The sequence below is a fragment of the Rhodovulum viride genome (genome assembly GCF_003265965.1).
GTDB classification, from domain to species: domain Bacteria; phylum Pseudomonadota; class Alphaproteobacteria; order Rhodobacterales; family Rhodobacteraceae; genus Rhodovulum; species Rhodovulum kholense.
The window spans coordinates 89,341-115,025 of the sequence record NZ_MUAV01000006.1 but is presented as its reverse complement, the minus strand read 5'-3'; the positions used below and the strand labels follow the sequence as shown (position 1 = coordinate 115,025).

At 68.7% G+C, this 25,685-nt stretch carries 26 protein-coding genes and 1 pseudogene; 7 read left to right on the top strand and 20 right to left on the bottom strand.

Annotation, left to right across the window (positions count from 1 at the left end):
• Position 1: 1 nt before the first annotated feature.
• The gene (locus BYZ73_RS06860; RefSeq protein WP_112315384.1) at positions 2-1,327 is read left to right on the top strand and encodes a TRAP transporter large permease; all 1,326 of its coding nucleotides are present in this window, start codon (positions 2-4) and stop codon (positions 1,325-1,327) included.
• A 98-nt stretch (positions 1,328-1,425) separates the two neighbouring features.
• Positions 1,426-2,466, top strand: a complete 1,041-nt coding sequence (locus BYZ73_RS06855; RefSeq protein WP_112315383.1) for a TRAP transporter substrate-binding protein — start codon at positions 1,426-1,428, stop codon at positions 2,464-2,466.
• Between the two features lie 710 nt (positions 2,467-3,176).
• On the opposite strand, the gene BYZ73_RS06850 is transcribed toward BYZ73_RS06855, so the two are convergent.
• Positions 3,177-4,772: a peroxidase family protein gene (locus BYZ73_RS06850; protein ID WP_112315382.1), complete on the bottom strand. Its 1,596-nt coding sequence runs from the start codon at positions 4,770-4,772 to the stop codon at positions 3,177-3,179.
• A 278-nt stretch (positions 4,773-5,050) separates the two neighbouring features.
• On the opposite strand from BYZ73_RS06850, the gene BYZ73_RS06845 reads away from it, so the two are divergent.
• Positions 5,051-5,680 (top strand): LysE family translocator, encoded by a 630-nt coding sequence (locus BYZ73_RS06845; RefSeq protein ID WP_112315381.1) that lies wholly within the window; start codon positions 5,051-5,053, stop codon positions 5,678-5,680.
• A gap of 49 nt (positions 5,681-5,729) precedes the next feature.
• Here the strand turns inward: BYZ73_RS06845 and BYZ73_RS06840 are convergent, their stop codons facing one another.
• Both BYZ73_RS06840 and BYZ73_RS06835 read right to left on the bottom strand, forming a co-directional pair.
• Positions 5,730-6,077 carry a phasin family protein gene (locus tag BYZ73_RS06840; protein ID WP_108024797.1) on the bottom strand — a complete coding sequence of 116 codons (348 nt, stop codon included), beginning with the start codon at positions 6,075-6,077 and terminating at the stop codon, positions 5,730-5,732.
• Positions 6,078-6,183: 106 nt separating this feature from the next.
• Positions 6,184-7,332 (bottom strand): alpha-D-ribose 1-methylphosphonate 5-triphosphate diphosphatase, encoded by a 1,149-nt coding sequence (locus tag BYZ73_RS06835; protein WP_112315380.1) that lies wholly within the window; start codon positions 7,330-7,332, stop codon positions 6,184-6,186.
• A gap of 82 nt (positions 7,333-7,414) precedes the next feature.
• On the opposite strand from BYZ73_RS06835, the gene BYZ73_RS06830 reads away from it, so the two are divergent.
• The gene (locus BYZ73_RS06830; RefSeq protein ID WP_112315379.1) at positions 7,415-8,104 is read left to right on the top strand and encodes a DUF1045 domain-containing protein; all 690 of its coding nucleotides are present in this window, start codon (positions 7,415-7,417) and stop codon (positions 8,102-8,104) included.
• Here BYZ73_RS06830 and phnN read toward each other — a convergent pair.
• From phnN to phnG, 7 genes are all read right to left on the bottom strand, one after another.
• On the bottom strand, positions 8,086-8,640 hold the full coding sequence (gene phnN / locus BYZ73_RS06825) for a phosphonate metabolism protein/1,5-bisphosphokinase (PRPP-forming) PhnN (protein ID WP_112315378.1): 555 nt from the start codon (positions 8,638-8,640) through the stop codon (positions 8,086-8,088). The two genes, BYZ73_RS06830 and phnN, sit on opposite strands and share 19 nt — an antisense overlap.
• The gene (gene phnL, locus BYZ73_RS06820; RefSeq protein WP_112315377.1) at positions 8,637-9,314 is read right to left on the bottom strand and encodes a phosphonate C-P lyase system protein PhnL; all 678 of its coding nucleotides are present in this window, start codon (positions 9,312-9,314) and stop codon (positions 8,637-8,639) included. Before phnL ends, phnN begins: the two co-directional genes overlap by 4 nt.
• A gap of 77 nt (positions 9,315-9,391) precedes the next feature.
• Positions 9,392-10,162 (bottom strand): phosphonate C-P lyase system protein PhnK, encoded by a 771-nt coding sequence (gene phnK, locus BYZ73_RS06815; protein ID WP_112315459.1) that lies wholly within the window; start codon positions 10,160-10,162, stop codon positions 9,392-9,394.
• 29 nt (positions 10,163-10,191) lie between these two features.
• On the bottom strand, positions 10,192-11,094 hold the full coding sequence (locus tag BYZ73_RS06810; protein WP_112315376.1) for an alpha-D-ribose 1-methylphosphonate 5-phosphate C-P-lyase PhnJ: 903 nt from the start codon (positions 11,092-11,094) through the stop codon (positions 10,192-10,194).
• On the bottom strand, positions 11,091-12,182 hold the full coding sequence (locus BYZ73_RS06805; RefSeq protein WP_112315375.1) for a carbon-phosphorus lyase complex subunit: 1,092 nt from the start codon (positions 12,180-12,182) through the stop codon (positions 11,091-11,093). The genes BYZ73_RS06810 and BYZ73_RS06805 overlap by 4 nt, the downstream gene beginning before the upstream one ends.
• Positions 12,182-12,751: a phosphonate C-P lyase system protein PhnH gene (phnH, locus tag BYZ73_RS06800; protein ID WP_112315374.1), complete on the bottom strand. Its 570-nt coding sequence runs from the start codon at positions 12,749-12,751 to the stop codon at positions 12,182-12,184. The genes BYZ73_RS06805 and phnH overlap by 1 nt, the downstream gene beginning before the upstream one ends.
• A 4-nt stretch (positions 12,752-12,755) precedes the next feature.
• Positions 12,756-13,202: a phosphonate C-P lyase system protein PhnG gene (gene phnG / locus BYZ73_RS06795; RefSeq protein WP_112315373.1), complete on the bottom strand. Its 447-nt coding sequence runs from the start codon at positions 13,200-13,202 to the stop codon at positions 12,756-12,758.
• Between the two features lie 123 nt (positions 13,203-13,325).
• Here phnG and phnF point away from each other — a divergent pair, with 123 nt between their 5' ends.
• Positions 13,326-14,036 carry a phosphonate metabolism transcriptional regulator PhnF gene (gene phnF, locus BYZ73_RS06790; protein WP_108024779.1) on the top strand — a complete coding sequence of 237 codons (711 nt, stop codon included), beginning with the start codon at positions 13,326-13,328 and terminating at the stop codon, positions 14,034-14,036.
• Between the two features lie 110 nt (positions 14,037-14,146).
• Positions 14,147-15,328, top strand: coding sequence for an alpha-D-ribose 1-methylphosphonate 5-triphosphate diphosphatase (locus BYZ73_RS06785; RefSeq protein ID WP_108024777.1), 1,182 nt, complete (start codon positions 14,147-14,149; stop codon positions 15,326-15,328).
• A 241-nt stretch (positions 15,329-15,569) separates the two neighbouring features.
• On the opposite strand, the gene BYZ73_RS06780 is transcribed toward BYZ73_RS06785, so the two are convergent.
• From BYZ73_RS06780 to phnC, 5 genes are all read right to left on the bottom strand, one after another.
• Complete coding sequence (locus BYZ73_RS06780) at positions 15,570-16,187, bottom strand: DapH/DapD/GlmU-related protein (protein ID WP_112315372.1); 618 nt, start codon at positions 16,185-16,187, stop codon at positions 15,570-15,572.
• Between the two features lie 53 nt (positions 16,188-16,240).
• Positions 16,241-17,548 (bottom strand): phosphonate ABC transporter, permease protein PhnE, encoded by a 1,308-nt coding sequence (gene phnE, locus BYZ73_RS06775; protein WP_112315371.1) that lies wholly within the window; start codon positions 17,546-17,548, stop codon positions 16,241-16,243.
• Positions 17,545-18,411 carry a phosphonate ABC transporter, permease protein PhnE gene (phnE, locus tag BYZ73_RS06770; protein WP_112315370.1) on the bottom strand — a complete coding sequence of 289 codons (867 nt, stop codon included), beginning with the start codon at positions 18,409-18,411 and terminating at the stop codon, positions 17,545-17,547. The genes phnE (BYZ73_RS06775) and phnE (BYZ73_RS06770) overlap by 4 nt, the downstream gene beginning before the upstream one ends.
• Positions 18,412-18,477: 66 nt before the next feature.
• The gene (gene phnD / locus BYZ73_RS06765) at positions 18,478-19,383 is read right to left on the bottom strand and encodes a phosphonate ABC transporter substrate-binding protein (protein WP_112315369.1); all 906 of its coding nucleotides are present in this window, start codon (positions 19,381-19,383) and stop codon (positions 18,478-18,480) included.
• Positions 19,384-19,445: 62 nt separating this feature from the next.
• Entirely contained in the window at positions 19,446-20,267 is an 822-nt protein-coding gene (gene phnC / locus BYZ73_RS06760) for a phosphonate ABC transporter ATP-binding protein (RefSeq protein WP_112315458.1), read from the bottom strand.
• A gap of 206 nt (positions 20,268-20,473) precedes the next feature.
• On the opposite strand from phnC, the gene BYZ73_RS06755 reads away from it, so the two are divergent.
• The gene (locus tag BYZ73_RS06755; RefSeq protein WP_112315368.1) at positions 20,474-20,968 is read left to right on the top strand and encodes a flavin reductase family protein; all 495 of its coding nucleotides are present in this window, start codon (positions 20,474-20,476) and stop codon (positions 20,966-20,968) included.
• 128 nt (positions 20,969-21,096) lie between these two features.
• Here the strand turns inward: BYZ73_RS06755 and BYZ73_RS06750 are convergent, their stop codons facing one another.
• From BYZ73_RS06750 to soxC, 5 genes and pseudogenes are all read right to left on the bottom strand, one after another.
• Complete coding sequence (locus tag BYZ73_RS06750; RefSeq protein ID WP_075785487.1) at positions 21,097-21,321, bottom strand: hypothetical protein; 225 nt, start codon at positions 21,319-21,321, stop codon at positions 21,097-21,099.
• A gap of 260 nt (positions 21,322-21,581) precedes the next feature.
• Positions 21,582-22,847 (bottom strand): NAD(P)/FAD-dependent oxidoreductase, encoded by a 1,266-nt coding sequence (locus tag BYZ73_RS06745; RefSeq protein WP_112315367.1) that lies wholly within the window; start codon positions 22,845-22,847, stop codon positions 21,582-21,584.
• A 67-nt stretch (positions 22,848-22,914) separates the two neighbouring features.
• Positions 22,915-23,631: a c-type cytochrome gene (locus BYZ73_RS06740; protein ID WP_108024762.1), complete on the bottom strand. Its 717-nt coding sequence runs from the start codon at positions 23,629-23,631 to the stop codon at positions 22,915-22,917.
• 162 nt (positions 23,632-23,793) lie between these two features.
• Positions 23,794-24,420 (bottom strand): annotated as a pseudogene (locus BYZ73_RS06735) (c-type cytochrome); the annotation flags it as partial.
• The gene (soxC, locus tag BYZ73_RS06730; protein WP_108024759.1) at positions 24,404-25,666 is read right to left on the bottom strand and encodes a sulfite dehydrogenase; all 1,263 of its coding nucleotides are present in this window, start codon (positions 25,664-25,666) and stop codon (positions 24,404-24,406) included. The pseudogene BYZ73_RS06735 and the gene soxC, both read right to left, overlap by 17 nt.
• Between the last annotated feature and the right edge of the window lie 19 nt (positions 25,667-25,685).

Below are 25,685 nucleotides of genomic sequence, written 5' to 3'. Positions count from 1 at the left end.
CATGTCCTACGAGATGATCGCAATCCTGATGTTCGCCTCGATGATGCTGATGCTGATGACCGGACAACGGGTCTTCGGCGCCATCGGGGCGGTGGCGGCGGTGGCGGCGCTGGCCCTGTGGGGGACGGGCGGGTCGGTCATTCCGTTCTCGGCCTCGATGAAGCTGATGAAATGGTATCCGCTGCTGACCCTGCCGATGTTCATCTTCATGGGCTATGTGCTGTCCGAAAGCCGCATCGCCGACGATCTTTACAAGATGTTCCATGTCTGGATGGGGCCGGTGCCGGGCGGGCTGGCCATCGGCACCATCGGGCTGATGGTGCTGATCTCGGCGATGAACGGGCTGTCGGTCGCGGGCATGGCCATCGGCGCGACCATCGCGCTGCCGGAACTGCTGAGGCGCGGCTATGACAAGCGGATGGTCACCGGCGTGATCCAGGCGGGATCGTCGCTGGGCATTCTGGTGCCACCCTCGGTCGTTCTGGTGCTGTATGCCATGATCGCGCGCCAGCCGGTCGGTCAGCTCTGGCTGGCGGGTATCCTGCCAGGGCTGCTGATGGCCGGGCTCTTCATCCTCTATATCTACCTGCGCTGCCGGATCTCGCCCGGGCTGGGCCCGGTCCTGCCGCCCGAGGAACGCGCCGGGATCGCCTTCGCCGAAAAGGTCCGGCTGTTGGGCGCGGGCGTGCTGCCGCTGGTGATCTTCGCCACGATGATGGTGCCCTTCGTCAACGGCTGGACCTCGCTTGTGGAAAGCTCGGCCATCGGCGCGCTGGCGGCGCTGGTCGCGGCGGTGCTGAAGGGGCGGATGAGTCGCACGGTGTTCGAGACCTCGGTGCGCCAGACGCTGGCGGTGTCCTGCATGTTCATGTGGATCATCGTCGCCGCCATGGCCTTCGGCGCGGTCTTCGACGGGCTGGGCGCCGTCAAGGCCATCGAGAGCCTCTTCACCGAAAAGCTGGGCCTCGACCCCTGGATGATCCTGATCCTGATGCAGCTGAGCTTCATCCTGATGGGGACCTTCCTCGACGACACCGCGATGCTGGTGATCGTGGCGCCGCTTTACATTCCGCTGGTCAAGGCGCTGGGGTTCGACCTGATCTGGTACGGGGTGCTTTACACCATCACCACCCAGATCGCCTACATGACCCCGCCCTTCGGCTATAACCTCTTCCTGATGAAGGCGATGGCCCCGAAAGAGATCGGACTGAAGGACATCTACGCCTCGATCGTGCCCTTCGTTCTGGTGATGGTCCTGGCGCTGGCCATCGTCATGGCCTTTCCGCAGATCGCGCTCTGGCTGCCGCATCAGGTCTATGGCCTCTGAAGACGGCCCCAGAGAGACGGCCTTTCAAAACGGAGCCCCGGTGCGCGGGGCCCGGAAAACCGGGGGCAAAAGCCCTCTGCCAACAAGGAGAGAAGACGATGACCACAAGACGCAAGTTCCTGGCCACTGCCGGGGTCGGCGCCGCCGCAGCCGGTCTGGCCGCCCCGGCGCTCGCCCAGTCCAAGATCCGCTGGCGGATGCAGACCTATGCCGGCGTCGCGCTGGCCGATCACGTCATCCGCCCCGCCATCGAAAGCTTCAACAAGATCGCCGGCGACGAGATGGAGATCGAGCTTTACACCGCCGACCAGCTGGTGCCCACGGGCGAGCTGTTCCGCGCGATGCAGCAGGGCACCATCGACGCGGTGCAGTCCGACGACGATTCCATGGCCTCGCCGACCGAGGTCACCGTCTTCGGCGGCTATTTCCCCTTCGCCTCGCGCTATTCGCTCGATGTGCCGGTGCTCTTCAACCAGTACGGCCTGAACGAGATCTGGGGCGCCGAATATGAAAAGGTCGGCGTCAAGCACATCTCGGCCGGGTCCTGGGATCCCTGCAACTTCGCCACGATCAGCCCGATCAAGTCGCTCGACGATCTGAAGGGCAAGCGGGTCTTCACCTTCCCGACGGCGGGCCGGTTCCTCGCGCAGTTCGGCGTGGTGCCGGTGACGCTGCCCTATGAGGATGTCGAGGTCGCGATGCAGACCGGCGAGCTGGACGGCGTCGCCTGGTCGGGCATCACCGAGGATTACACCGTGGGCTGGGCGGGGCCTGCCAAGTACTTCCTGACCAACAACATCTCGGGCGCCTGGATCGGCCATTTCTTTGCCAACATGGACCGCTGGAACGAGGTACCGGAACGGCTGCAGGAACTGCTGCGGGTGTGCATGGACCAGTCGCACTACTACCGGCAATGGTGGTACTGGGGCGGCGAGGCGCGGCTGCGCGTCGAGGGCACCAAGATGGAGCTGACCTCGATCCCCGACGAGGACTGGGACAAGGTCGAGACCGCCGCCCGGACCTTCTGGGACGAGATCGCGCAGGAATCCGAGACCAAGGCGAAGATCGTCAGCATCTTCAGGAAATACAACGAGGACATGCAGAAGGCGGGACGGCCCTATCGCTACAGCAAGGCCTGATCGCAAAGGGGCCGCCGTTGCCGGACGCCCCGCCGCCTGCGGGCGGTCCCGGACCTACGAGGCGCCATATGAAAAGGCGTGCTCCGGCCACGCCGCGCAGGGCAACCAGACCCTGCGGCACGGCGTGCCGGTTGCTACAGCAAGGCCAGATCGCAAAAGGGGCGCCCGTTGCCGGGCGCCCCGCCGCCTGCGGGCGGTCCCCACCCTGCGCGACCGCCGCCCATGGCGAACCGGCATCGCGCAAGACCGCCTGCGGGCGGTGCCCCCTGCCCCCAGATCCGTTTTACAGCCCCATTTTCCGGCGCCGTTTCCCGGCCCTGCCCCCCGCGGAGCTTGCGCGCCGGTCCCCGGCGGGACCGGCGTGAAAAGGCGTGCTCCGACCGCGCCGCAACGGGCGACCAAACCCGGCCGCGGCGCCCGGGCGGCCCCGCTCCGCCCGCCCGGCCGGTGCCGGTCTGGCAATGCGGGGACGCCAGGGCCGCCGGTGGCCGGAGGCGGGATGCGCAAGTCGTGCCGTCGGACGAAAAACCTGACATTGGACCTCGTCACCAACCCCCAGGCACTGCGCATCCGCCCCCGCCTCCGGCCTCCGGCGACAGGACGCCGCCGGAGCACGCGAGCCACCTTTCGCCCGCTCCCCCCTTTGGAGCGTCCGAAAGGCTGGCCTGTGCCGAGGGTGCGAGGGAGGATCTCGGCACAGGCATCCGGCGTCAGGCGCGCATGCCCGCCGCCCGGATCAAGGCTGCCACCGTCGTGACCGGTTCGCCGGCCGGCCGGACCCCGTCGCGGGGATGCCAGCGGCCGTGATCCGACCCCAGATGGTGCCAGTAACTGTCGGGATCGCAGACACAAAGCCCCACCAGGGTCTCGGCCACGATCCGGCTGCCCAGCGGGCCCAGACGACGCCCGCCGGTCCGCGCTTCGGCCTCGCGCAGGATGTAGTACCAAAGCGGCGTCGCCTCGAGCATCCCGGCCCGCGCCAGGACCCCGCCGCCGGGGCCCTCGGCCAGCTCGGCCGCGCTCAGCGGCGCGATCCGCACTCCAAGCCGCGCCATCCCGCGCAGGCAGTCCTGCCCCGAGGCCAGGTTCAGCCGCAGCCCCCGGCGCAGCGTGCGCTCGGCCAGCTGGCGCATCCGCCCGTGCAGCCCCGGCGGCTCGTCATGCAGGCACAGCAGATCCGGCGTGATCCGGGTGTTGATGCCGCGCGCATGGCGGTCGGGACGGGTGCCGCTTTCATCGGTCAGGCGCGAGAAATCCATCCGCCCCGACGCCCGCCGCCATCCCGGCGGCCCGGCGACGGATGCCGCTCCGCAGCCAAAGCCTTGGCGCGCCGACCAGTCATAGCTCGGCCGGGCCATGGTCTCGCCCAGACGGATGGCGGCGGCCTGGAACTCGAAGGGCAGCGGCAGCCGCCCCTCGGGCAGGCCGGGACAGCGCTGCAGCAGATCGCGATAGACCGGCGCCTCTTCGGCCATGACCGCGTCCAGAACCTCGGGCAAACAGATCCGGCGCAGGTAGTCGTTGACCACAAGCCACTGGAAGTGCTTGCGCACCTCGTCCCGGGCGAAGTCGAAGGCGGCATCGCCCGCCTCGGCCCGGGGGCCGCCGATCCCCGGCGCCCGGGCGACAACCGCATTGTGAAACCGCGCCAGAACCAGATGGACCTCGGCCGTCGCCAGGCCCGCATCGGTCTGCGGAGCGCCGATATAGGCCTTGTCCTGCTCGGCCAGGGCCGGTTGCGGCCAGCGGTTCCGCCGCGCCGGATCGACCTGGACCCCCTCCCCCATGCTCCCGGACGGACCGGTCACGCCCGACCAGAGCCGGGCCGGGGCTGCAGGATCGCGCCGCCACCCGCGCGCCTCGGCGCCATAGAGGCTCTCGAGGTTCAACCGGCCGCTTCTGTCATTGCTGAGATCGGCCATCGCCCGGCGGCGCGGCAGCGGATCGACGCAGTCGAGGTCAAGCCCCGACAGCCCGCCCTCGGGGTCGGTCCCGGCGGCCAGTTCCCGGGCGATGACCTGACCCAGATAGGTATAGATCGCGGGCATGCCGGAATCGTCCCCGCCGCCCGGCCCCCGGCCCGCCATCGCCGAGGCCAGATCGCGCAGCGCGGCAGTCGCCGCCACCCCGCCCCGCGCCTCGGCCGCGTCGGGAAAAAGATAGCCGAACGGGCCATGCGGGGCCTCGGGCCAGACCGGATAGGAAAACGCATCGATGGTGGCGCTCGGCGGACAGGCGGTTCCTGTCTCCTCGGGCGCGGGGTGCGCGGCGAACGCGGGGCATTCGTGGCTTTGAAGCGGCAACATCTTCCCTCGACTCCCTGACCGTTTTCCCTCAACGACTCGAGGATCGCGGACCGCCGTCAACGCAGCGTCAAAGGTAAACAAAACCTTTACGACACGGGAAAAGGAGCGGTCGTGCAACGGCTTGACGCAACAAGGCCTGACACCCGCCGGGACAGTCCGCAGGCCCGCCCTGTCGAAAGACCGGCGCCGGAGCGGCAAATGGTCCGCGCAAAACCGCTTCGTCCAACCAGGGGCCTCGGCCTAGGCTCCTGTAACCCTATCGCAGCGGAGCGCAGGAAATGGACCTGACCTATTGGGCCCTCTTTGCCGGCACGGTCATCGCCGTCTCGATGATCCCGGGACCGAGCACCCTGATCGCCTTTTCGCATGGGGCAAGCCATGGCTGGCTGCGCAGCACGATCACGGCCAGCGGAAATGCCGCGGCCTCCGCCTGTCAGGCCATCGCGGCCTCGGCCGGACTGGGGCTGGTCCTCACCGGGTCGGCAACGCTGTTCCTGACGCTGAAATATGCCGGGGCGGCCTATCTGGTCTATGTCGGCATCCAGCTCTGGCGCAGCGCCGCCCGGCGCGTCAGCCTCTCCGATAGAACCCACAACCTCCCCGAGCCCGCGCGCAAGCTGTTCGCCGGGGGCTTCACCGTGGCCGCGAGCAACCCCAAGGCCATCGCCTTCTTCACGGCGCTCTTCCCGCAATTCCTGTCGCCGGAGGGCACGGGCGTCGGGCAACTGGCGGGCATGGTCGCGGTGGTCTGCCTCAGCGCCTTTGCCGTTGCCACCGTCTACGGCGGTCTCGGCGCCTGGCTGCGGCGGCTGGAGCTGTCGCGCCGCGCGGTGACGCGGATCCACAAGACGACGGGCGGGATCTTCGTGGCCAGCGGGATCGGCCTTGCGGCATCGCGAAGCGGCTGAGCGCGGCCCCGCCGGTCGCCCGCCCGGCTCTCGTCTGGACGCGCCTGCCTCAGTCGCGCCAGGAGGTCATCCGGGTCAGGGTCTGGTCGCAGACCTCGGCGTTCATCCGCGCCAGCCGCTCGGCCTCGTCGCGGCAGACTGCGACCGTCTCGCCCAGATAGTCGCCCTGCCAGTCGGTCAGGCTTTCGGGCGTGCGGCAGGCGGCCAGGCGTTGCATCGCGTCGGCGTTGCGCCGGGCCTCGTCGCGGGCAAAGGCCGCCATCTCGCTGCTGGTGCGGCGGACGTGATCGACCATGGTGGCACTCACCCAGGCCATCAGCCCCCAGCCCTCGGCCTGGGCACGCAAGGCCGCCTCGAGCGCGGCGGCGGCAGAGGGCGTCACGGGGGTCTTGGGCATGGTGGATCTCCTCACACGCAAACCGATGGCTACTGATCCGAAAATAGGAAAGTCCGGGGGCCGGGTCAAAGCCTTGCAGCGCGCCGCGCCCCCGCAACCGGCAGCCTCAGGCGACACGCGCCCCCTGCACCCAGGCGCCGCGCACCACCGGCACGCCGTCGATCCGCGCCACCCGGATCAGATCGGCCCGCGCGCCGGGCGCGATCCGGCCGCGATCCCTCAGCCCCACCGCATCGGCGGGCGCCCGGGTCACCGTCGCGATGCCCCGCGCCATGTCGTCCCAGAGATCGCCCAGCATCACCCCGGCCATCAGCAGGGCCGAGGGCACGTAATCCGACGACAGGATGTCGAGAAGCCCCAGACCGGCCAGCTCGGCCGCCGCCACATTGCCCGAATGCGACCCGCCCCGGATCAGGTTCGGCGCGCCCATCATCACCGCGATGCCGCTGGCCCGGCAGGCCCGCGCCGCCTCGAGCGTGGTCGGAAACTCGGCCAGCCGGATGCCATGCCCGGCCGAGACCGCGACATGGGCCTCGGTGGTGTCGTCATGGCTGGCAAGGATCGCCCCGCAGCGCCGGGCCTCGGCCACGGCGACCTCTTCGTGGCGCTCGCCATGACGGTCGCGCAACGCCTTCAGCGTCGCGACATGGGCCTCGAAATCGGCTTCGGAAAAGTTGTTCTTGCCCATAACATAGGCCTTCAGCTTGTCCAGATCGCGGAACTGCCGCTGGCCGGGGGTGTGGTCCATCAGGCTGACGATGCCGACCCGGTCCTCGGGACCGAATTCGGCCATCTCCTCGGCCAGGGTCTCGGAACAGACCTCGGCGCGCAGATGCAGGAAATGGCTGATCCTCAGCGCGCCCCGCGCCCTCAGATCCAGCATCTCGCTCGCCAGTCCGCGCGCATAGGCCCGGTAGCGCGCCTTGCCGGACGGGATCGACCCCACCCGCATCGCATCGAAGACCGTGGTGATGCCGACCCCGGCCAGTTCGGCATCATGGGCGACGATGGCGCTGGCATGGGGCCAGTCGACCGAGGGGCGCGGCTGGATATGCCGCTCCAGATTGTCGGTATGCAGCTCGATCAGCCCCGGCATCACCAGATCGCCGCCGCAATCGATGGCCCCCGCGGGCACGGCCCCGCCGGGGTCGATCCCGGCGATGCGCCCGTCCGCGACCCGGACCGATCCGGTCAGCGTCTCATCGGGCAGAACCAGCGTGGCATTGGCAAGAACGGTCTCGGAAACCGGGGACATGGGCGCCTCCTTCTTGATGCGCGGGGAGGATTGGGGCAGGACAAGGGGGGAAACGGCGCGGCATCCCAGTGCGGAGGGGGCAATGGAAGGCTACCGGCGCTACGCGATCTACTATGCGCCCGACGAGGGCGCGCTTGGCGATTTCGGCAAGGCCTGGCTCGGCTGGGACGCCGAGGCCGGGGCACCACGGGCGCATCCCCGGCTGCGCGGGCTGCCGCGGCCGGTCGAGGACCTGACCGAGGTGCCGCGCAAATACGGGTTTCACGCCACCGTCAAGGCGCCGTTCCGGCTGGCCGAGGGCAGCGATATCGGGCTCTTGCATGCCTCGGCCGTGGCGCTGTCGGGCCAGCTGCGGCCGGTGCTGATCGAGGGGCTGCGGCTGTCGCTTCTGAGCGGTTTCCTGGCCCTGACCCCGCGCGGCGACACGCGGGCGCTGGCGGCGCTGGCGGGCAGCGTGGTCGAGGCGCTCGACGGGTTTCGCGCCCCACCCACCGCCGCAGAGCTCGCCCGCCGCAATCCCGACCGGCTGAGCGCCCGGCAAAGGAAGCTCCTTGAAAAATGGGGCTATCCCTACGTGATGGAGGAATACCGCTTTCACCTGACCCTGACCGGCCCGCTGAAGCCGCCCGAGGCCGACGCGACGCGGATGGTGCTGGGCCCGGTGCTCGACCCGCTGATCGACCGGCCGATCCGGATCAGAAGCCTGTGTCTTTTCGGCGAGGCCGAGGACGGGAAGTTTCACAACCTGCACCGCTATCGCCTGTCGGGCTGAAGCGCGGCCAGAAAGGCCTCGACGGCATCGTCAAGCGCGCCGTCATTGTCGATGCGGACCGCCGCGATCCCGTCGGGCAGCGCATAGCCCGCGCGGCCCAGCCGCGCCGCGATCTCGTCCGCGCTTTCGCGCCCGCGCCCGGCAAGCCGCGCCGCCAGCGTCTCGGGCCGGGCCGTCACGTGCAGCACGGTCAGATCGGGAAACCGTGCCCGCGCCTCGGCCAGCATCGCGCGCGACCCGTTGAAGATGACGTCCCCCCCCTCCCAAAGCGCCTCGTCGACGCTGCGCGGGATGCCATAGCTCAGCCCGTGCGCGCGCCACCACAGCGCAAAGGCACCCCCGGCGCGCATCCGCTCGAACGCGGCCGCGCTGACGCAATCGCAGTCCTCGCCCCCGGCCCCGGGCGCCCGGGTCACCACCCGGCGCACCAGATGCAGATCGGGCCGGCGCAGCCAGGCCGCCGCCATCAGCGTGTCCTTGCCCGCCCCCGACGGCCCCACCACCGCGAACAGCCGCCCCGGCCCGATCCCGCTCATGGCGCCACCGCAAAGGCCGAGACATCGACCTCGCGGTCGCAGACCCGCGCGCGCGCTTCCGCGTCGTGAAAGATCCCTAGGATCGCCGCGCCCCGCGCCTTGGCCGCCTCGATCAGCTCCAGCACCACCTCGCGGTTGCCGGGATCGAGGCTCGCCGTCGGCTCGTCCAGCAGAAGCGCCGGATAATCATGGGCAAAGCCCCGCGCGATATTGACCCGCTGCTGTTCGCCGCCCGAGAACGTGGTCGGGCTCAGATCCCACAGCGGGCGCGGGATGTTCAGCCGCGCCAGCAGGGCCGCCGCCCGGTCGCGCGCGGCCTCGACCGGCACGCCCACCGCCAGCAAGGGCTCGGCCACGACATCGAGCGTCGGCACCCGCGGCACCACCCGCAGGAACTGGCTGACATAGCCCAGCACATGGCGCCGCAGCGCCAGGATCTCGCGCGGCTCGGCCGCCGCCACATCGAGCCCGCCGACGACGATCCGCCCCGAGGCGGCCAGGTAATTGCCATGGATCATCCGCATCAGGGTCGACTTGCCCGCGCCCGAGGCCCCGGTCAGCGCCACGCACTCGCCGGGCGCCACCGACAGCGCCGCTCCCGCCATCACCGGGATCGCCGCGCCCCCCTGATTATACAGCGTGAAACTCTTGGCCACGCCCGAAAGCTCGATCATCGCTTCGTCCTTCTTCTTGGCCCAAATACCCATTGCCCCGCCGCCCGCCACGGGCGCGCCCTCAGACCTGAAGCCCCTCAAACCTGAAGCACAGAACTCACCAGAAGCTGGGTATAGCCATGCTGCGGATCGTCCAGCACCTGATCGGTCAGCCCGGTCTCGACCACCCGCCCGCCCTTCATCACCATCAGCCGATGCGCCAGCAGCCGCACGACGGCCAGATCATGGGTCACGATCACCGCCGACAGCCCCATGTCGCGCACAAGCCCGCGCAGCAGATCCAGAAGCCGCGCCTGCACGCTGACATCGAGCCCGCCCGTCGGTTCGTCCATGAACACCAGCCGCGGCCCCGTCACCAGATTGCGCGCGATCTGCAGCCGCTGCTGCATGCCGCCGGAAAAGGCCGCGGGCCGGTCGTCGATCCGGTCGGCCGCGATCTCGACCCGGCCAAGCCAGTCCAGCGCCGAGGCCCGGATCGCCCCGTAATTCCGCGCGCCGACCGCCATCAGCCGCTCGCCGACATTGCCGCCCGCCGAGACCGTCATCCTCAGCCCGTCGCGCGGGTTCTGATGCACGAAGGCCCAGTCGGTGCGCGCAAGCCGCCGCCGCTCGGGCTCGGACAGCGCCAGCGTATCGCGCAGGCCCTCTTCGCCCAGATCGAACAGCACCTCGCCCGCATCGGGCCGCAGATGGCCCGCGAGACAGTTCAAAAGCGTCGACTTGCCCGATCCGCTTTCGCCGACGATCCCCATCACCTCGCCGGGATAAAGATCGAAGCTCACATCCTCGCAGCCCACACGCCCGCCATAGCGTTTGGTCAGCCCTTTGACCGACAGAAGCGGGTCCACCGGCGCCTCGGCCCACACCGCGCCCGCCCTCATGCCCGGCCCTCCCCTGCGGCCCCGCCCTCGGCCCCCACATGCCCGGCCGCCCGCCGCCCGGCGCAGTAATCGGTGTCGGAACAGACGAACATCCGCCCGCCCCGGTCATCGACGATCACCTCGTCCAGATAGCTTGTCTCTGACCCGCACAGCGCGCAGGCCCCTTCGGCCTTGCCGGGCACGAAGGGATGATCCTCGAAATCGAGGCTCACCACCTCGGTATAGGGCGGCAGCGCATAGATCCGCTGCTCGCGCCCCGCGCCGAACAGCTGGATCGCCGCCATCCTCAGCTTGGGGTTGTCGAATTTCGGGATCGGCGAGGGGTCCATCACATAGCGCCCCTCGACCTTCACCGGATAGGCATAGGCGGTCGCGATCTCGCCATGGCGGGCGATGTCCTCGTAAAGCTTCACATGCATCAGCCCGTACTCTTCCAGCGCATGCATCCTGCGGGTCTCGGTCTCGCGCGGTTCCAGAAACCGCAAGGGTTCCGGGATCGGCACCTGATAGACAAGGATCTGCCCTTCGGTCAGCGGCGCTTCGGGGATGCGGTGACGGGTCTGGATCACCGTCGCCTCGCCGGTATGCCCGGTCACGGCAATGCCCGCCGTCTTCTGGAAGAACTTGCGGATCGAGACGGCGTTGGTGGTGTCGTCCGCGCCCTGGTCGATCACCTTCAGCGTATCCTCGGGCGTCAGCACCGCGGCAGACACCTGCACGCCCCCGGTGCCCCAGCCATAGGGCATCGGCATCTCGCGGCTGGCGAAGGGCACCTGATAGCCCGGCACCGCCAGCGCCTTCAAAAGCGCCCGCCGGATCATCCGCTTGGTCTGTTCGTCGAGATAGGCGAAATTGTAATCCGCCCCGGGGGTCTCGGCCCGGCTTTCCGCTTCGGTCATTCCGCCGCCTCCCGCTCGGCCGCGCTGGCTGCGGCTTCGGCCCGGATCCGCCGCACCAGCTCCAGCTCGGACTGGAAATCCACGTAATGCGGCAGCTTGATATGTTCGAGAAAGCCCGAGGCCTGGATGTTGTCGCCATGCGAAATGACGAATTCGGCATCCTGCGCCGGGGCGCCCGTGAAATCCTCGCCCAGGTCCTCCCAGCGCAGCGCCCGGTCGACCAGCGCCATGGAAATCGCCTTGCGCTCGGACTGGCCGAAGACCAGGCCATAGCCCCGGGTGAATTGCGGCGGCTCGGTCTTCGAGCCCGCGAACTGGTTCACGGTCTCGCATTCGGTCAGCTCGATCTCGGCGATCTCGACGGCAAAGCCCAGCTCGGGGATCTCGACCTCGACGCCCACCCGGCCCAGGCGCAGCTCGCCCACGAAGGGGTGGTTGCGCCCGTAACCGCGCTGGGTCGAATAGGCCATGCCCAGCGCAAAGCCCTCGTCGCTGCGGGTCAGCGCCTGCAGCCGCAGCGCGCGGCCCGCCGGAAAGCCCAGCGGTTCGCGGGTCAGATCGGGCGGGGTCTCGTCCGAGGCCGGTTCCGCCTCGATCAACCCGTCGCGGTCCAGAAGCCCGGTGATCCGGGGCTTGGGCGCCGCATCCGGGGCGGCGGTGGCAGCCTCCGGCACCTCGCCCTCGGCGGCCAGCGCGAAATCCAGCAGCCGGTGGGTATAGTCAAAGGTCGGCCCCAGCACCTGCCCGCCGGGGACGTCCTTGAAGGTGGCAGAGATCCGGCGGTCACAGCGCATCGCGCCGGTCTCGACCGGTTCGGACGCCCCCAGGCGCGGCAGGGTGGTGCGATAGGCCCGGATCAGGAAGATCGCCTCGATCAGATCGCCCCGCGCCTGCTTGATCGCCAGCGCGGCCAGATCGGGATCGTACAGCGAGCCCTCGGCCATCACCCGGTTGACCGCCAGCGTCATCTGTTCGCGGATCTGGGCGACGGCGAGTTCCGGGATCGCGGGATCGCCCCGGCGTTCCTCGGCCAGCCAGGCATGGGCCGCGTCGATCGCCCGCTCGCCCCCCTTGACGGCAACATACATCAGACGGCCTCCACATGCGTGCTGCGGGGCAGCGCGGCCAGCCGCTCGCCCGCAGTCAGGAAGAAATCGAGCCCCAGCGGAAACCGCGCCCGATTGGCCCGGAAGGCCGCGATCTCGGGCAGCGACAGCCCATGGCTGGTCTCGATGCCGGGGCCGGTCAGCCGCGCACCCGTCGCGTCAAGTGCGTCCATCTCGACGATCAGCGTGGCCGAGCGGTCGGGATAATCGGGCGTCCCGAGGCTGTAGGCATCGAGCGGCAACAGATCGGCCCAGCGCCCGACGGCGAAGACGGCGCCCGCGCGGTCCGAAAGCGGCGCCCCGGTGTGAAACCGCAGCCAGTCGCGGATTTCGGGCCGGTCGAGCGGCCCGGCCAGATGCACCGGGGTCGCGGGATCGGCCAGCACCAGCAAAAGCGTGCCGGCGGCAACCGACAGCGGCGCGGGCGGCCGCGCCCCCGCGACAGCCTCGATGCGCCCGGGCCGCGCCATCGCGGTCAGCGCGGCGCGAAACGCCAGCGCCGCCTCGCGCGGGGTGTCGGCAAAGCCGCCCGACAGAGCCTGATCGTCCATCACCTCAATCCTCTCCGCGCACCATGGTGAAGAACTCGACCCGGGTCGCGGCGGCCCGCGCCGCCCGCGCCGTTTCGGCCGCCGCCATCTCTTCGGCCAGCGGGTCCAGCAGCCGCGCGCGCAGCTCGTCCGCGCGCCCGGTCTGCATCAACGCATCGGCCAGCGCGGCCCGGCGCGCCTTGACCTTGTCGCGCCCCTGCACCCAGGCATGACCGACCGTTCCCCCCTCTTGCAGTCGCAACGCACAGCGGGTAACCGTCACCTCCCCGAGGTTGAAGGGCGCGCCCGTGCCCCCCATCCGGCCGCGCACCATCACCCCTCCGGTTTCGGGGGGCCGAAGCCATGCGTATTCGGGATCTGGTCCCAGACTTATCCACAGGCGCTCCAGCGTATCCGCAGGCGCGCGCGCCAACAGCCCCATCCATTCGCGACGTGTTTCCGGTTCGGTCATCCGACTGCTTGCCGAGTTATCCACAGGCTTGTCCGACCTCTACAGATTCCCTATACAACTAGACAAATCCCTACGCGCGCTTCCCGAGTCGTGCAAGCGCCACCTGGATGAAGTTTCGATGACATGACCCCGACCGCGCTCTGGACCTCGATCGCCGCGACGCTTCGCGACGAAATCGCCGCGGGCCGCTACCGGCCCGGCGACAAGCTGCCGACCGAGGCCGACCTGGCGCGCCGGTTCGGGGTCAACCGCCATACCGTCCGACGGGCGCTGGCCGATCTGGCCGAGGCGCGGCTGGTGCATGCCCGGCGCGGCTCGGGCGTCTATGTGGCGGCGCGGCCGACCGATTATCCGCTGGGCCGCCGGGTGCGGTTTCACCAGAACCTCGCCGCGGCCGGGCGCAGCGCCGACCGCAAGGTGCTGCTGCGCGCGACCGGCAAGGCCGACCGGCGCGAGGCCGAGGCGCTGGCCCTGCCCGAGGGCGCGGCCGTCCATGTCTACGAAGGCATCTCGCTGGCCGATGGCCAGCCGATCGCGCTTTTCCGCAGCGTGTTCCCGGCCGACCGCCTGCCCGGGCTGCTCGACGCATTGGCCGAAGACCCCTCGGTGACCCGGGCGCTGGCGCGCGCGGGCGTCGCGGACTACACCCGCGCCTCGACCCGGCTGACCGCCAAGCGCGCCACGCCGACCCAGGCCCTGCATCTGGAATTGCGCCCGGGCGACCCGATCCTGCGCAGCGTCTCGATCAACGTCGATGCCGAGGGCCGGCCGGTCGAATATGGCCGCACCTGGTTCGCGGGCGACCGCGTCAGCCTGATCGTCGCGCCCGAGTAGGCGCCGCGAATGATCGAATTGAAGGCAGAACCGCGAGGGCTGTCATACCCGCGATACAGTGCAGAGGTATCCCGGTCGCCACGTAACCTCAGGACCGCCCGAGCAGCGACATGCCCCAGTATCTTCAGCCCCTGCGCTTTACCGGCGCGACCATCCTGCGCGACGGCGAGCTGCAACGGCGCTCGCTTGCCATTGCCGATGGCCGGATCACCAAGGGTCCGCTGCCCGAGGTCGATCTGTCGGGCTATCTGATCCTGCCGGGCATCGTCGACCTGCATGGCGACGCCTTCGAACGGCATATCGCGCCCCGCCCCGCCGCGCCCTTCGCGCTCGAGGTCGGGCTGGCCGCGACCGACCGCGAGGCGGCCGCGAATGGCATCACCACCGGCTGGCTCGCCCAGGGCTGGTCCTGGGAGGGCGGACGCCGTGCCCCCGATCAGGCCGAGGCCTTGATGGCCGCGCTCGACGCCTACCGGCCGCGGATGCTGACCGACCTGCGCATCCAGCTGCGCTGCGAAACCCATACCGTGGGCACCGCCCAACGCCTGCTCGAGGCGGTCGAGCGGCACGGGATCGACTATGTCGTCTTCAACAACCACCTCGAAGAGGCCGAAGAGCTGGCGCGCGCGCGGCCCGAGCGGCTGCACCACTGGGCGACCGAGAACGGCCGCTCCGTGCAGGATCACATGGCCGCGGTCGCCGCCGCGCAGGCGATGGCGCCCGACGTGCCGCGCCATCTGTGCCGGCTGGCCGAGGCGTTCGACCTGATGGGCGTGATGTATGGATCCCATGATGATCCCGACGGCGAGACGCGCGAGCGGTTCTCGATGATCGGGGCCCGCATCGCCGAGTTCCCGACCACCCGCCGCGCCGCCGCCGCCGCCAAGGCGATGAACGACCCGGTCCTGCTGGGCGCGCCCAATGTGGCGCGGGGCGGCTCGCAGGCGGGCAATGCCTCCGCCACCGATCTGATCGCGCAGGGGCTGTGCGACGCGCTGGTGTCCGATTTCTACTATCCCGCCCTGACCCATGCGGTCTGGCGGCTGGTCGATCTGGGCCTCAGAACCCTGCCGCAGGCCTGGGCGATGATCTCGCAGCACCCGGCCGAGATCCTGCGCCTGCCCGACCGGGGGCGGCTCGATTTCGGACGCCGGGCGGATCTGTGCGTGATCAACGAAGAGACTCGCGCGGTCGAGATGACCATTGCGGGCGGGCGGCTGACCTATCTGGCCGGCGAGGCGGCGCATCGCTTCGCCCATCGCATCCATGCGCTGGATATGGCGGCGGAATAGCCGCAACGCAGCGAAAATTATAGCCGCGTCGCAGAAAATTTACCTTCCGGCAACCAATTCCATAGGCTTTCGCCATAAAGACGAACTATACTAAAAACCGTTAAGCGGTGTGAACGGGGTTTTCGGTAGAGGTTGTTCCGCCGTCAGGCGACCGGGGATTTCAGCTTCGATTTCAGCAGGCTCAGGGGGATGCGGCTTCGGCCCGTCCCCCTTTTGCTGTCCGGCGGCCCGCGCGGCAGGCTCAGCCGCCATGGGCCGCGAGGAAGGCCTCGACAGAGAGGCTGCGGAAGTCGTCCAGCGCATGCCGCAGCGCCGCATGATCCCAGTCCCACCAGGCCAGCGCCTGCAGCCGCCGGGCGATGGCGGGGGCGAAGCGGTCGCGGATCGGCACTGCGGGGACCCCGGCCACGACGGTATAGGGCGCCACGTCGCGGGTCACCACGGCGCCCGCCCCCACCACCGCGCCGTCACCCACCGTCACCTCGGGGCGGACGATGGCGCCATGGCCGATCCAGGTGTCATGCCCGATCCGGGCGCGACGGCTGGCGCGATGGGCGAAGAAGTCCGGGTCGTCCCCGGCATCCTCCCAGTAATCGGCCGAGCGATAGAGGAAATGGTGCAGGCTCGCGCGCTGCATCGGGTGGTCGGTGGGCCCGATCCGGGCGAAGGCGGCGATATTGGCGAACTTGCCCAGATCGGCATTGGCGATGTCGGCATAGCGGTCGCAATAGGAATAGTCGCCCATGGCGAAGTTCAGCAGCCGCGCGCCCTGCCCGATCTCGACATAGCGGCCAAGGGTACAGCCCGTGACCGAGCAATCGGGATGCAGAACGGGCGTCTCGGCGGACAGGCGGGGCATCGGCGGGCTCCTCGGAAAGCGGGACGCATCGTCCCCGCGGGGAAGGTGCGGGATCAGGCGCCGCGGATCAGGCGGCGGCGGAGAATCCCCGAGATCCAGTCCATCGCCGAGACCATCAGCACGATCAGCACGATGTAATAGCTGACCTCTTCCCAGTCCTTCTGGGTGATGATCGCCTGGGTCAGCAAAAGCCCGATCCCGCCGCCGGTGATGGCACCGATCACGGTGGCGCTGCGGGTATTCGATTCCAGATAGTACAGCGCCTGCGACAGCAGCACCGGCGTGATCTGCGGGATCACCCCGAAGCGGTAGCGCGCCAGCAGCGGCGCCCCGGTCGACTGCACGCCCTCGATCTGCCGCCGGTCGACATTTTCCAGCGCCTCCGAGAACATCTTGCCGAAGGTGCCGCTGTCAGTGAACAGGATCGCCAGCGCCCCGGTCATCGGCCCCGGCCCGAAGGCGCGCGCCAGAACGATGGTCCAGATCAGCCCGTCGACCCCGCGCACGAAGTCGAAGACCCGCCTTATGCCAAACCGGATCGCCATGACCGGCGTGAAGTTCCGCGCCGCCAGAAAGGCCAGCGGCAGGGCCACCAGCGCGGCCCCCATGGTGCCGAGAAAGGCCATCAGCACGGTTTCGAACAGCGCCCAGGCCACATCCGCGTGACGCCACATCGGGTTGCGCCAGAAATCGTGCCAGGCGCCCGCGAGATTGCTGCGATCAGGATCGATCTGGGGGCCGAACAGAAGGCTTGCGGCCGAGTGCCCGTGATAGGGGCTGTCGAGGGTGAAGAAGAACAGCTCCCATCCGACGAAATAGCGGAACACCTCGCTGCGGTTGCGGGTCACGGTCAGCCGCCCGGCCTCGGTCGTCACCGCAAGCCGGTTCCGCGACAGGCTGATCCAGTCGGGCAGCGGCCCGGTCAGGTTGGTCTCGACCCCGGCAGAAACGCTGGGCCGCGCCTCGATCAGCCCGTAGCCCGGGACGCTATAGCTCACCATCTCCGGCCCGAAACTCACCAGATGGCCGTCGCCCAGGTCGATCTCGGTGCGCGCGCCCTTGCGCTCGACCCAGTCGGGCGGCGCGTCGGGGGCATAGGTGCCCTTCCGTTCGCCTTCGATGGCGACGGCAACCTCGCCCGAGCGGTTGTCGCGCGTGACATGGGTCTTGTAGCTATAGCTGTCGGCCAGCAGCGTCCGGCCATTGTCAAGCCGCGCCCTCTCGGCCAGCCCGGCCACGTCGAAGGCGATGGCGACATAGGCCAGATAGGCCAGCACCAGCCCCGGAAATACGATGGCGATCAGACGCTTGCGCCCGATCAGACCGACTGCGCCCCGTTTCAGAACTGCGGTATCGCTCATGCCGCGGCTCCCTTTGTCAGGCGGTCGCGGACATGGCTCGACAGCTGGTCGAAGACGACGATGGCCGCGAACAGCAGCAGGAAGATCGCCGCCGCCTGATCGAACCGCCCCTGCCCCCAGGACATCGCGTTCTTCAGCTCGTAGCCGAGCCCGCCCGCGCCGACGAAGCCAAGGATCGCCGAGGCGCGGATATTGATCTCGAATCGCAACAGCGCATAGCTGAGGTAATTCGGCGCCACCTGCGGCACGACCCCCAGCCACATCCGCTGCGCCCAGCCCGCGCCGACCGAAGCGAGCCCCTCGACCGGCTTCAGATCGGCATTCTCGTTGACCTCGGAGAACAGCTTGCCCAGCGCGCCTGCGGTATGAAAGGCGATGGCGATCATCGCGGGCACCGGCCCGCCGCCCAGCACATAGATCAGGACCAGCGCGATGACGATCTCGGGCACCGCCCGCATCACATCCATCGCCCGGCGAAAGAGCGGGATTGCCAGCGCCCAGGGCGCCAGCCCCCGGGTCGACAAGAGCGCCAGCGCAAAGCCTGCCGTCCCGCCCACAAGGGTCGAGACCGCGGCGATGTTGACCGTCTCGACCAGCGCCGGGAAGAACCGCAACAGATTGGCGGGCATGTCGGCGATCTTGGCGGCGGCCTCTTCGATCACATTGGCCGGGAAGGCAAAGATGTTGCCGATCCCGTCCAGAAACCCGCCGGCATTGCGCTCATTCGCAAGCCCGAAGCCCGACGCCATCAGCACCGCGAAAATCGTCAGCGTCAGGCCCGAATAAAGCTGCCGGCGGCGCACCAGATCGAGATAGCGGCTGCGGATCGGATCGATCCGGGGGGCGGGGAAGCTGTGGGCCATGACGGGGCTGCTTTCACGTGAAGGCGGCGGACCCGGACAGGGGCCCGCCGCCGCCGGTGATCCGGCTCAGTTCGATTGCGCCTTGCGGGCCTCGATGATCGACAGATAGGCGTCATGGGTGATCGGCATCACACCCTTCGCCTCGCCCGCCAGCACGCCATAGGAACAGTCGGGGTCCATCGAGGCCAGCGACGCCACCAGCGCGGTCATCTTCACCTTGGCATCTTCCGGCAGCGCGGTGCGCAGCACGATCGGGCCTTCCGGGATCTGCTTGGACCGCCAGATCTCGACCATGTCATTCATGTCGACGATGCCCGCATCGACGGCCTTGCGCAGCGCGCCGGAATTATAGCCGTCTTCCCAGTTGCCCTGCCCGTCGGCCCAGGTCACGCCCGCATCGACATCGCCGTTGTTGACCGCGACGATGGTCTGTTCGTGGCCGCCGGTGAAGACGACCTCGCCGAAGAAGTCGCCCGACTGCATCGAATGGCCGGTCTCGGCCGGGATCTCGATCGAGGGGATCAGATAGCCGCTGGTCGAGTTCGGATCGCCGAAGCCGAATTTCTTGCCCTGCATGTCGTCGAGCGACGCGATGCCGCTGTCCTTGCGGGCAAAACCGATGGCGTAATAGCCGTAGGACCCGTCGGTGTTGACCTTGACCAGCACCGGCTCGACCGCGGTCGGGTCTTCCAGATAGACCTTGGCATAGCCCGAGGCGCCCAGCCAGGCCATGTCGATGGTGCCGCCCAGAAGGCCCTGGATCACGCCGTCATAATCGGCGGGGGCGAACAGCTTGGTCGGCACGCCCAGCAGGTCCTCGGACTTGACGCGCAGGCATTCGTAGGAGTTCAGGCGGTCCTGGGCGTTCTCGCCGCCAAGGATGCCGATGCGGAATTCGTCGATCTTGTCCTGCGCGAAGGCGGGCGCGGCCAGCGCGGAGGTCGCGACGAGAGCAGCAAGCAGTCGGGTCATGGTCTTACTCTTTCTTGCGGTTGGAATGCCCCGTCGGACCGACCCGGGGGGCGGGAAAGCTGTCAGATCAGTTCGGTTTCGGCCATCGCGACGCGCGTGGCGCGGTCCAGCACCTCGATCGAGGTCGAGGTGGCCTGTTCCGAGAACGAGGCATCGGCGCCGTAGATGTCGCGGGCGACGCCGGTGGTCAGTTGCTCGGGGCGGCCGTCGAACACCATGCGGCCCTCGCGCATGCCGATCACCCGGTCGCAATAGCGCCGCGCGGTGTCCAGCGTGTGCAGGTTGGCGATCACCATGCGGCCGTCCTCCTCGTGGATGCGGCGCAGCGCGTCCATCACCACCTGGGCGTTCATCGGGTCGAGGCTGGCGATGGGCTCGTCGGCGAGGATGATCCTCGGGTCCTGCATCAGGGCGCGGGCGATGGCCACGCGCTGCTGCTGGCCGCCCGACAGCGCCTCGGCGCGCTTGGCGGCCTGTTCGGCGATGCCCAGCCGGTCGAGAATGTCGATGGCGCGGTGAATGTCGGCGCGCGGATAGAGGTTGAAGACCGTGGCCAGCGCCGAGCGGCGGTTCAGCGTGCCGTGCAGCACGTTCGAGACCACGTCGAGCCGCGGCACCAGATTGAACTGCTGGAAGATCATCGCGCAGTCCGATTGCCAGGCGCGCTTGGCCGCGCCCTTCAGCGCCAGCACGTTGCGGCCCTCGAAGCGGATCTCGCCCGCGGTGGCGTCGGTCAGGCGGTTGAGCATGCGCAGCAAGGTCGACTTGCCCGCGCCGGACCGGCCGATAATGCCGATGAAGGCCGGGCGCTCGACCGAAAAGCTGACGCGGTCGACGGCGGCGATCCGGCCGAAATGCCGTGTCAGATTGTCAACGCTAAGCAGCATCTGCCCCCCGGGTGCTGGTCCTTGCCGGGGTGGGTAGAGGCGCGGGGAAACGGAAATGTTGCGACGGGGTGAAGCTTTGGTGACACGGCCCGAACCGGGAACGACCGGGGCCGACCGGGTCCAGTCGCCGGGCCGAGGTTGCCGCCGCCCGCCATCTGGCGCATTGTGCGGCCCGCAACAGACCGGAAAAGACGGCAGGACGCATGGAACGATTCATTCCCGGCCCGGACACCCAGCGGCTTTACCGTGACGCGCTGGGCAGCTTTGCGACCGGCGTGACGGTGGTCACGGCGCTTGGGTCAGACGGGCCGGTCGGCATGACTGCGAACAGCTTTTCCTCGGTCTCGCTCGACCCGCCGCTGGTGCTGTGGTCGCCCGCGCGCGCCTCGACCCGCTATCCGGCGATGTCGGGCGCCGAGCGTTTCGCGATCCATGTGCTGGGCGCGGGCGAAGAGGATCTGGCCGCGCGCTTTGCCCGGTCGGGCGCCGATTTCGGGGGGCTCGGCCCCGAGACCGGGGACGACCCGCCGCTGCTGGAGCAGGGCTGGATCGCGCGCTTTGTCTGCCGCCGGGTCGCGCTGCACGAGGCCGGGGACCACGCCATCGTGGTCGGTCATGTCGAGGACTGCGCCCGGCGCGAAGGCCCGCCGCTGGTTTTCGCGGGCGGGGCCTATGGCGATTTCAGCCCGCTGGGCTGAGCCGCCCTCCGGGCGCCCGGCCGGAGGGCCTCCCCCGAAGGCAAGGCCCGGACCGGGCCCGGTTGCGCTGGCGATGGCGATGGCGATGGCGATGGCTTGGCAGGTGCCCCTGACGGCGGGGCGGACGATCAGTCCGCCGCCGCGTCGCAGACCCCGAGGCTGCGCTTGAGCCGCCGCACCGAGGACGGCGTCACGCCGAAATAGCGGCCGATCTCGGCCTCGTTCAGGCCGTAGCCGACCATCGCGCGCAGCGAGGCTGCCGGCATCGGGCCGAGCTTGCCGAAGACGGGATGCACACGCGGGCGCATCGCCAGCCGGCGGGCGGTGTTTCTGGGTTCCTGAATCATGTTCACGGCCGACTCCTCCCAATTCGTCTCTGCCGTACGGGCCGTCCTCATCGCCTGGCAGAGCAATGGGCGACCCTACGGAAAGCTATACCACGTCCTGAGGGAATTTTCTCCTCTTGACGACAACCTTTCCGTGACCAGCCGGCGGGATTTCGCCACACCGCAACGCAGCATTACGCTGCGTCACAGCATCTTAGGCGCCGCTCCCGGCCCGCAAGGCGCCCCCGGGCGGCCCCTTCGGACCGTCCGGGGACGCCCGTCCGGATCTAGCCGAAGATGTCGGCGGTGATGCCCGCATACCAGCCGAGGCTTTCCTCGAAGGTCGCCTTCCTCAGCGCCGCATCCTCGCCGGTCTGGCTGACGAAGCCGTCGACCTTGGCGATCTTGTCCTCGGCGGCCTGATAAGAGGCGCCGACCTTGACGCCGTCCCCGGTGTCGATCAGCGACCAGCAGGTGTTCGAGTATTTCGCCGGGAAGGCCCGTGCCCCGGTCAGCGCCGCGCGCACCTGCATCGCCGCCACCTTGGCCTGGCTGTTGGCCGAGAAGGCCGATTTCGGCATGTCGCCCGCGATGGTCGCATCGCCGAGAACATGGATGGTCTCGTCGATCCGGCTTTGCATCGTCCCCGGCACGATGGGGCAGAAGCCGCTGTCATTGGCAAGCCCCGCCAGACCCGCGATGTGGCCCGCCTTCTGTGCCGGGATCACGTTGCAGACATCGACCGCCTCGGGCGTGCCGTCGATCACGACCTCCATGCTGTCCGGCCGCACCTCGACATTGGCGGCGCCGAAATCGGGGCCGACCCGCTCGATCATGCCGGGATAGTGCCGTCCCCAGCCCTCCTCGAACAGCGCCTGCTTCGAGAATTTCTCCTTGGGGTCCACGATCAGGATCTTGGCGGTCGGGTTCCGCTCCTTCAGGACATGGGCCACCATCGAGACCCGCTCATAGGGGCCGGGGGGGCAGCGGTAGGGGTCGGGCGGGGCCACCATGCAGAAGACGCCGCCCTCGCGCATCGCCTCGATCTGGGTCTTCAGCAGCTGGGTCTGGCTGCCCGCCTTCCAGGCATGGGGCATGCGGTTCTGCACCGTCAGGTCCCAGCCCGGTACCGCGCCGTCGACGAAGTCGATGCCCGGCGACACGATCAGCCGGTCATAGCCCAGCGCATGGCCCGAGGCGAGCGCGACCGACCGAGCCTCGCGGTCGATATCGACGGCGAGATCGTGGATCACGTTGATGCCGTAGCGGCTGGCAAGCCGCCCGTAGTCATGGGCGATCGAGGCGAGCTCGCGGAACCCGCCCAGATAGAGGTTCGAGAAGAAACAGGTGTAATAGGTCTTGCCGGGCTCGATCAGCACCACGTCGATGGCGCCGCCGCTGTCCTTGGCGATGTAGCGGGCGGCGGTGGCGCCCCCCGCGCCGCCGCCCACGATCACCACCCGCGGCCGGGCCTGGCCGATGACGGCGGGCGCCGACAGGGCCACACCCAGCGCCAGCCCGGTTCCCAGAAAGCTTCGTCTGTTCAGGCTCATGTCTCTGTCTCCTCCCTGGACATGATTTCGCGCGTCTCCAGTCGTTTCTGTGAATGACGGCGGGCCGTCAGAGGCCGAGCGCGCCGAAATAGGCCGCCAACGCCGCGATTTCCTCGTCCGACAGCCGCCCGGCCATCATCTGCATCACCGGATGCGGGCGCAGATGCTGCTTGTAGGCATGCATCGCCAGCACGAACTTGCGCTGGGGCCAGAGCGTGATCGAGGGAATGCCCTGATCGGACCCGTCGCGCTGATGGCAGGTCGTGCATTCGCTCGACAGGTATTCGCCGTAAGCCGGGTCGCCCACCAGCGCCAGCGTCGCCTCGCTCAGCACCGGATCGCCCGCGCGCGCGGTCGGCGCCGCCTCGGGGATGTTCGAAGGCTTGTCGGAATACTGGCGCAGGAAGGCCAGCAGATCGGCCCGCTCGCCCGCATCCTCGAGCCCCGGAAAGCTCATCCTGGTGCCCGAGACCAGCACCACCGGGTTTTCCAGATAGGCATCGAGCGTCTCGAGCGTCCAGGTCAGCCCGTCCTGGCCCGCCCGCTGCATCGATAGCGAATAGGGAAAGCCCGCGACCGTCGCCGCGCGCCGTCCGAAAAGCCCTGTCAGCGGCGGCCCGATGCTGGCCTGAGCCCCGGGACCGATTTCATGGCAGCCGCTGCAATAGACCCAGATTTCGGCACCGCGCACGGGGTCGCCGATGGCCTCGACATGCGTCTCGGCCCGCCCCGCGCCCGCCCCTCCCAAGGCGAGCGCGAGGATCAGACTTAGTTCCTCCCTCATATGCAAATAATGCAATTCCGCTATGCGTCGGGCAAGATGATTCGCCCCCTCGACTCGCCCAAAGGCAGGGACGGAATGACGCGGGCAGTTCCTTGAAACGGAAAGGGGCGGCCCTGAAGGCCGCCCCATATCCCCTGCCCGCAGATCGCGTCGCTATTGACCTTCGTCCGGGGTCACGTCCAGCACGGCGGCGCGCATGGTGATTTCGACCTCCGGCTTGCAGTCGGTCATGCAGGGCGGCTGCGAGAAACGCGGCAGTTCGGTCGTCTCGCGGTCGTCGACGATGAAGCCGTCGGCATTGGGCATCTCGACCTCCAGGAAGTTTTCGTTCGACAGCACGAAATCGTCGTCGACCAGATAGTTCGAATAAAGGATGTAGGCGGTGACGGCATAGACCTCGTCGACCGTCAGCACCTGCGCCGCGCCGAAGGGCATCGAGCGGTGGACATAGTCCCAGACGGTCGAAAGGTACGGCCAGTAGGACCCCACGGTCTTGAGCGGGTCGTCGCGGTCGAGCGTGCCCTCGCCGCCCGCAAGCTTGGGATAATTGCCGACACCCTCGGCGAATTCGCCATGGCAGACCGCGCAATTGGCCGAAAAGATCTCTTCGCCATCCTCGACCGAGCCAGAGCCCTCGGGCAGGCCCACCCCGTCGGGGGCCACATCGAGGTTCCAGGCCGCGACCTCTTCGGGCAGCGCCGGACGGCCGAGCCCGAAATGACCCGCCTGGGCCGGACCGGTCAGGGCCAGCAGCAGGGCGGCCGCGGACAGGTTACGAGACCTCGACATTTTCCGCCTCCCCGTTGGCCTTGACCCACCAGGTCTGGATGCCGTTGTTGTGGTAGATCGAGTTCAGCCCGCGGATTTCGCGCAGCGCGTTCTTGGTGGGCTGGACATAGCCGGTCTCGTCCATCGCGCGGGATTGCAGCAGCATCTCGGACCCGTCCCAGTCGATATCCAGATAGAACCGGCTGAGCGCCATGTTCTGCCCGGGCTGCGCCAGCCGCGCGGTCTGCCAGGACTTGCCGCCATCGCGCGAAACATCGACCCGCGAGATCGCCCCCCGGCCCGACCAGGCGAGCCCGGTGATGACCAGCGGCCCCGGCCCGTGGGTAATGGGCGATTGCGGACTGGGCGAGGTGATGACCGATTTCGCATCCATCACCCAGGTCCATTTGCGCGAGGTGCCGTCAGCCAGCGTATCGGTGTATTTCGAGGTCTCCTCGCGGCTTTCGACGGCTTCGGTCGTGACCTCGACCCGGCGCAGCCACTTGATCCACATGTTGCCCTCCCAGCCCGGCACGCACAGCCGGACCGGATAGCCATGTTCCTTGCGCAGCGCCTCGCCATTGGCCTTGAAGGCCACGAGGCAATCGTCGAGCGCCTTGTCCAGCGGGATCGAGCGGCCGTTCGAGGAGGCATCGGCCCCCTCGACATAGACCCATTTGCCCTCGGGCTTGACGCCTGCCTCTTCCAGCAGCATCCGAAGCGGCACGCCGGAATATTCCATGTTGTGGATCATGCCATGGGTGAATTGCGCGCCGTTGAGCTGCGCCCCCGCCCATTCCATGCCCGAATTGGCCGCGCATTCGAGGAAATAGGTGTGGTTCACCCGCGGGAAGCGTTCGAGATCGGCATAGGTGAACACCAGCGGCGTCTCGACCAGCCCGTTGATCATCAGCCGATAATCTTCCTTCGGCAGGTCGATGGCGCCGGAATGGTGGCGTTCGAAGGCGCAGCCCTGGGGCGTGATGGTGCCGTCGAGCGCATGGATCGGCGAGAAATTGACCGACGAGATCGTGTCGGCGGTCAGCCAGCCCACATTGCGGCGGATCACGTCGGATTCGTACTCGATGGGCATCCCGTAGGGGGTCGCATCGACGCCGTCGCCCCACATCTGCGCCCAGGGCTGTTTTTCGGTGATCAGCGGATCGGGCTCTTGCGCCGCGGCGCCGCCCGCGACCAGCGCGCCGCCGCCCGCAAGCCCCGCCTTCAGAAATCCGCGCCGCGTGGGGGCGCCCGGCCGGTCGGTCATCGTCGTCTCCTCCTTCGTC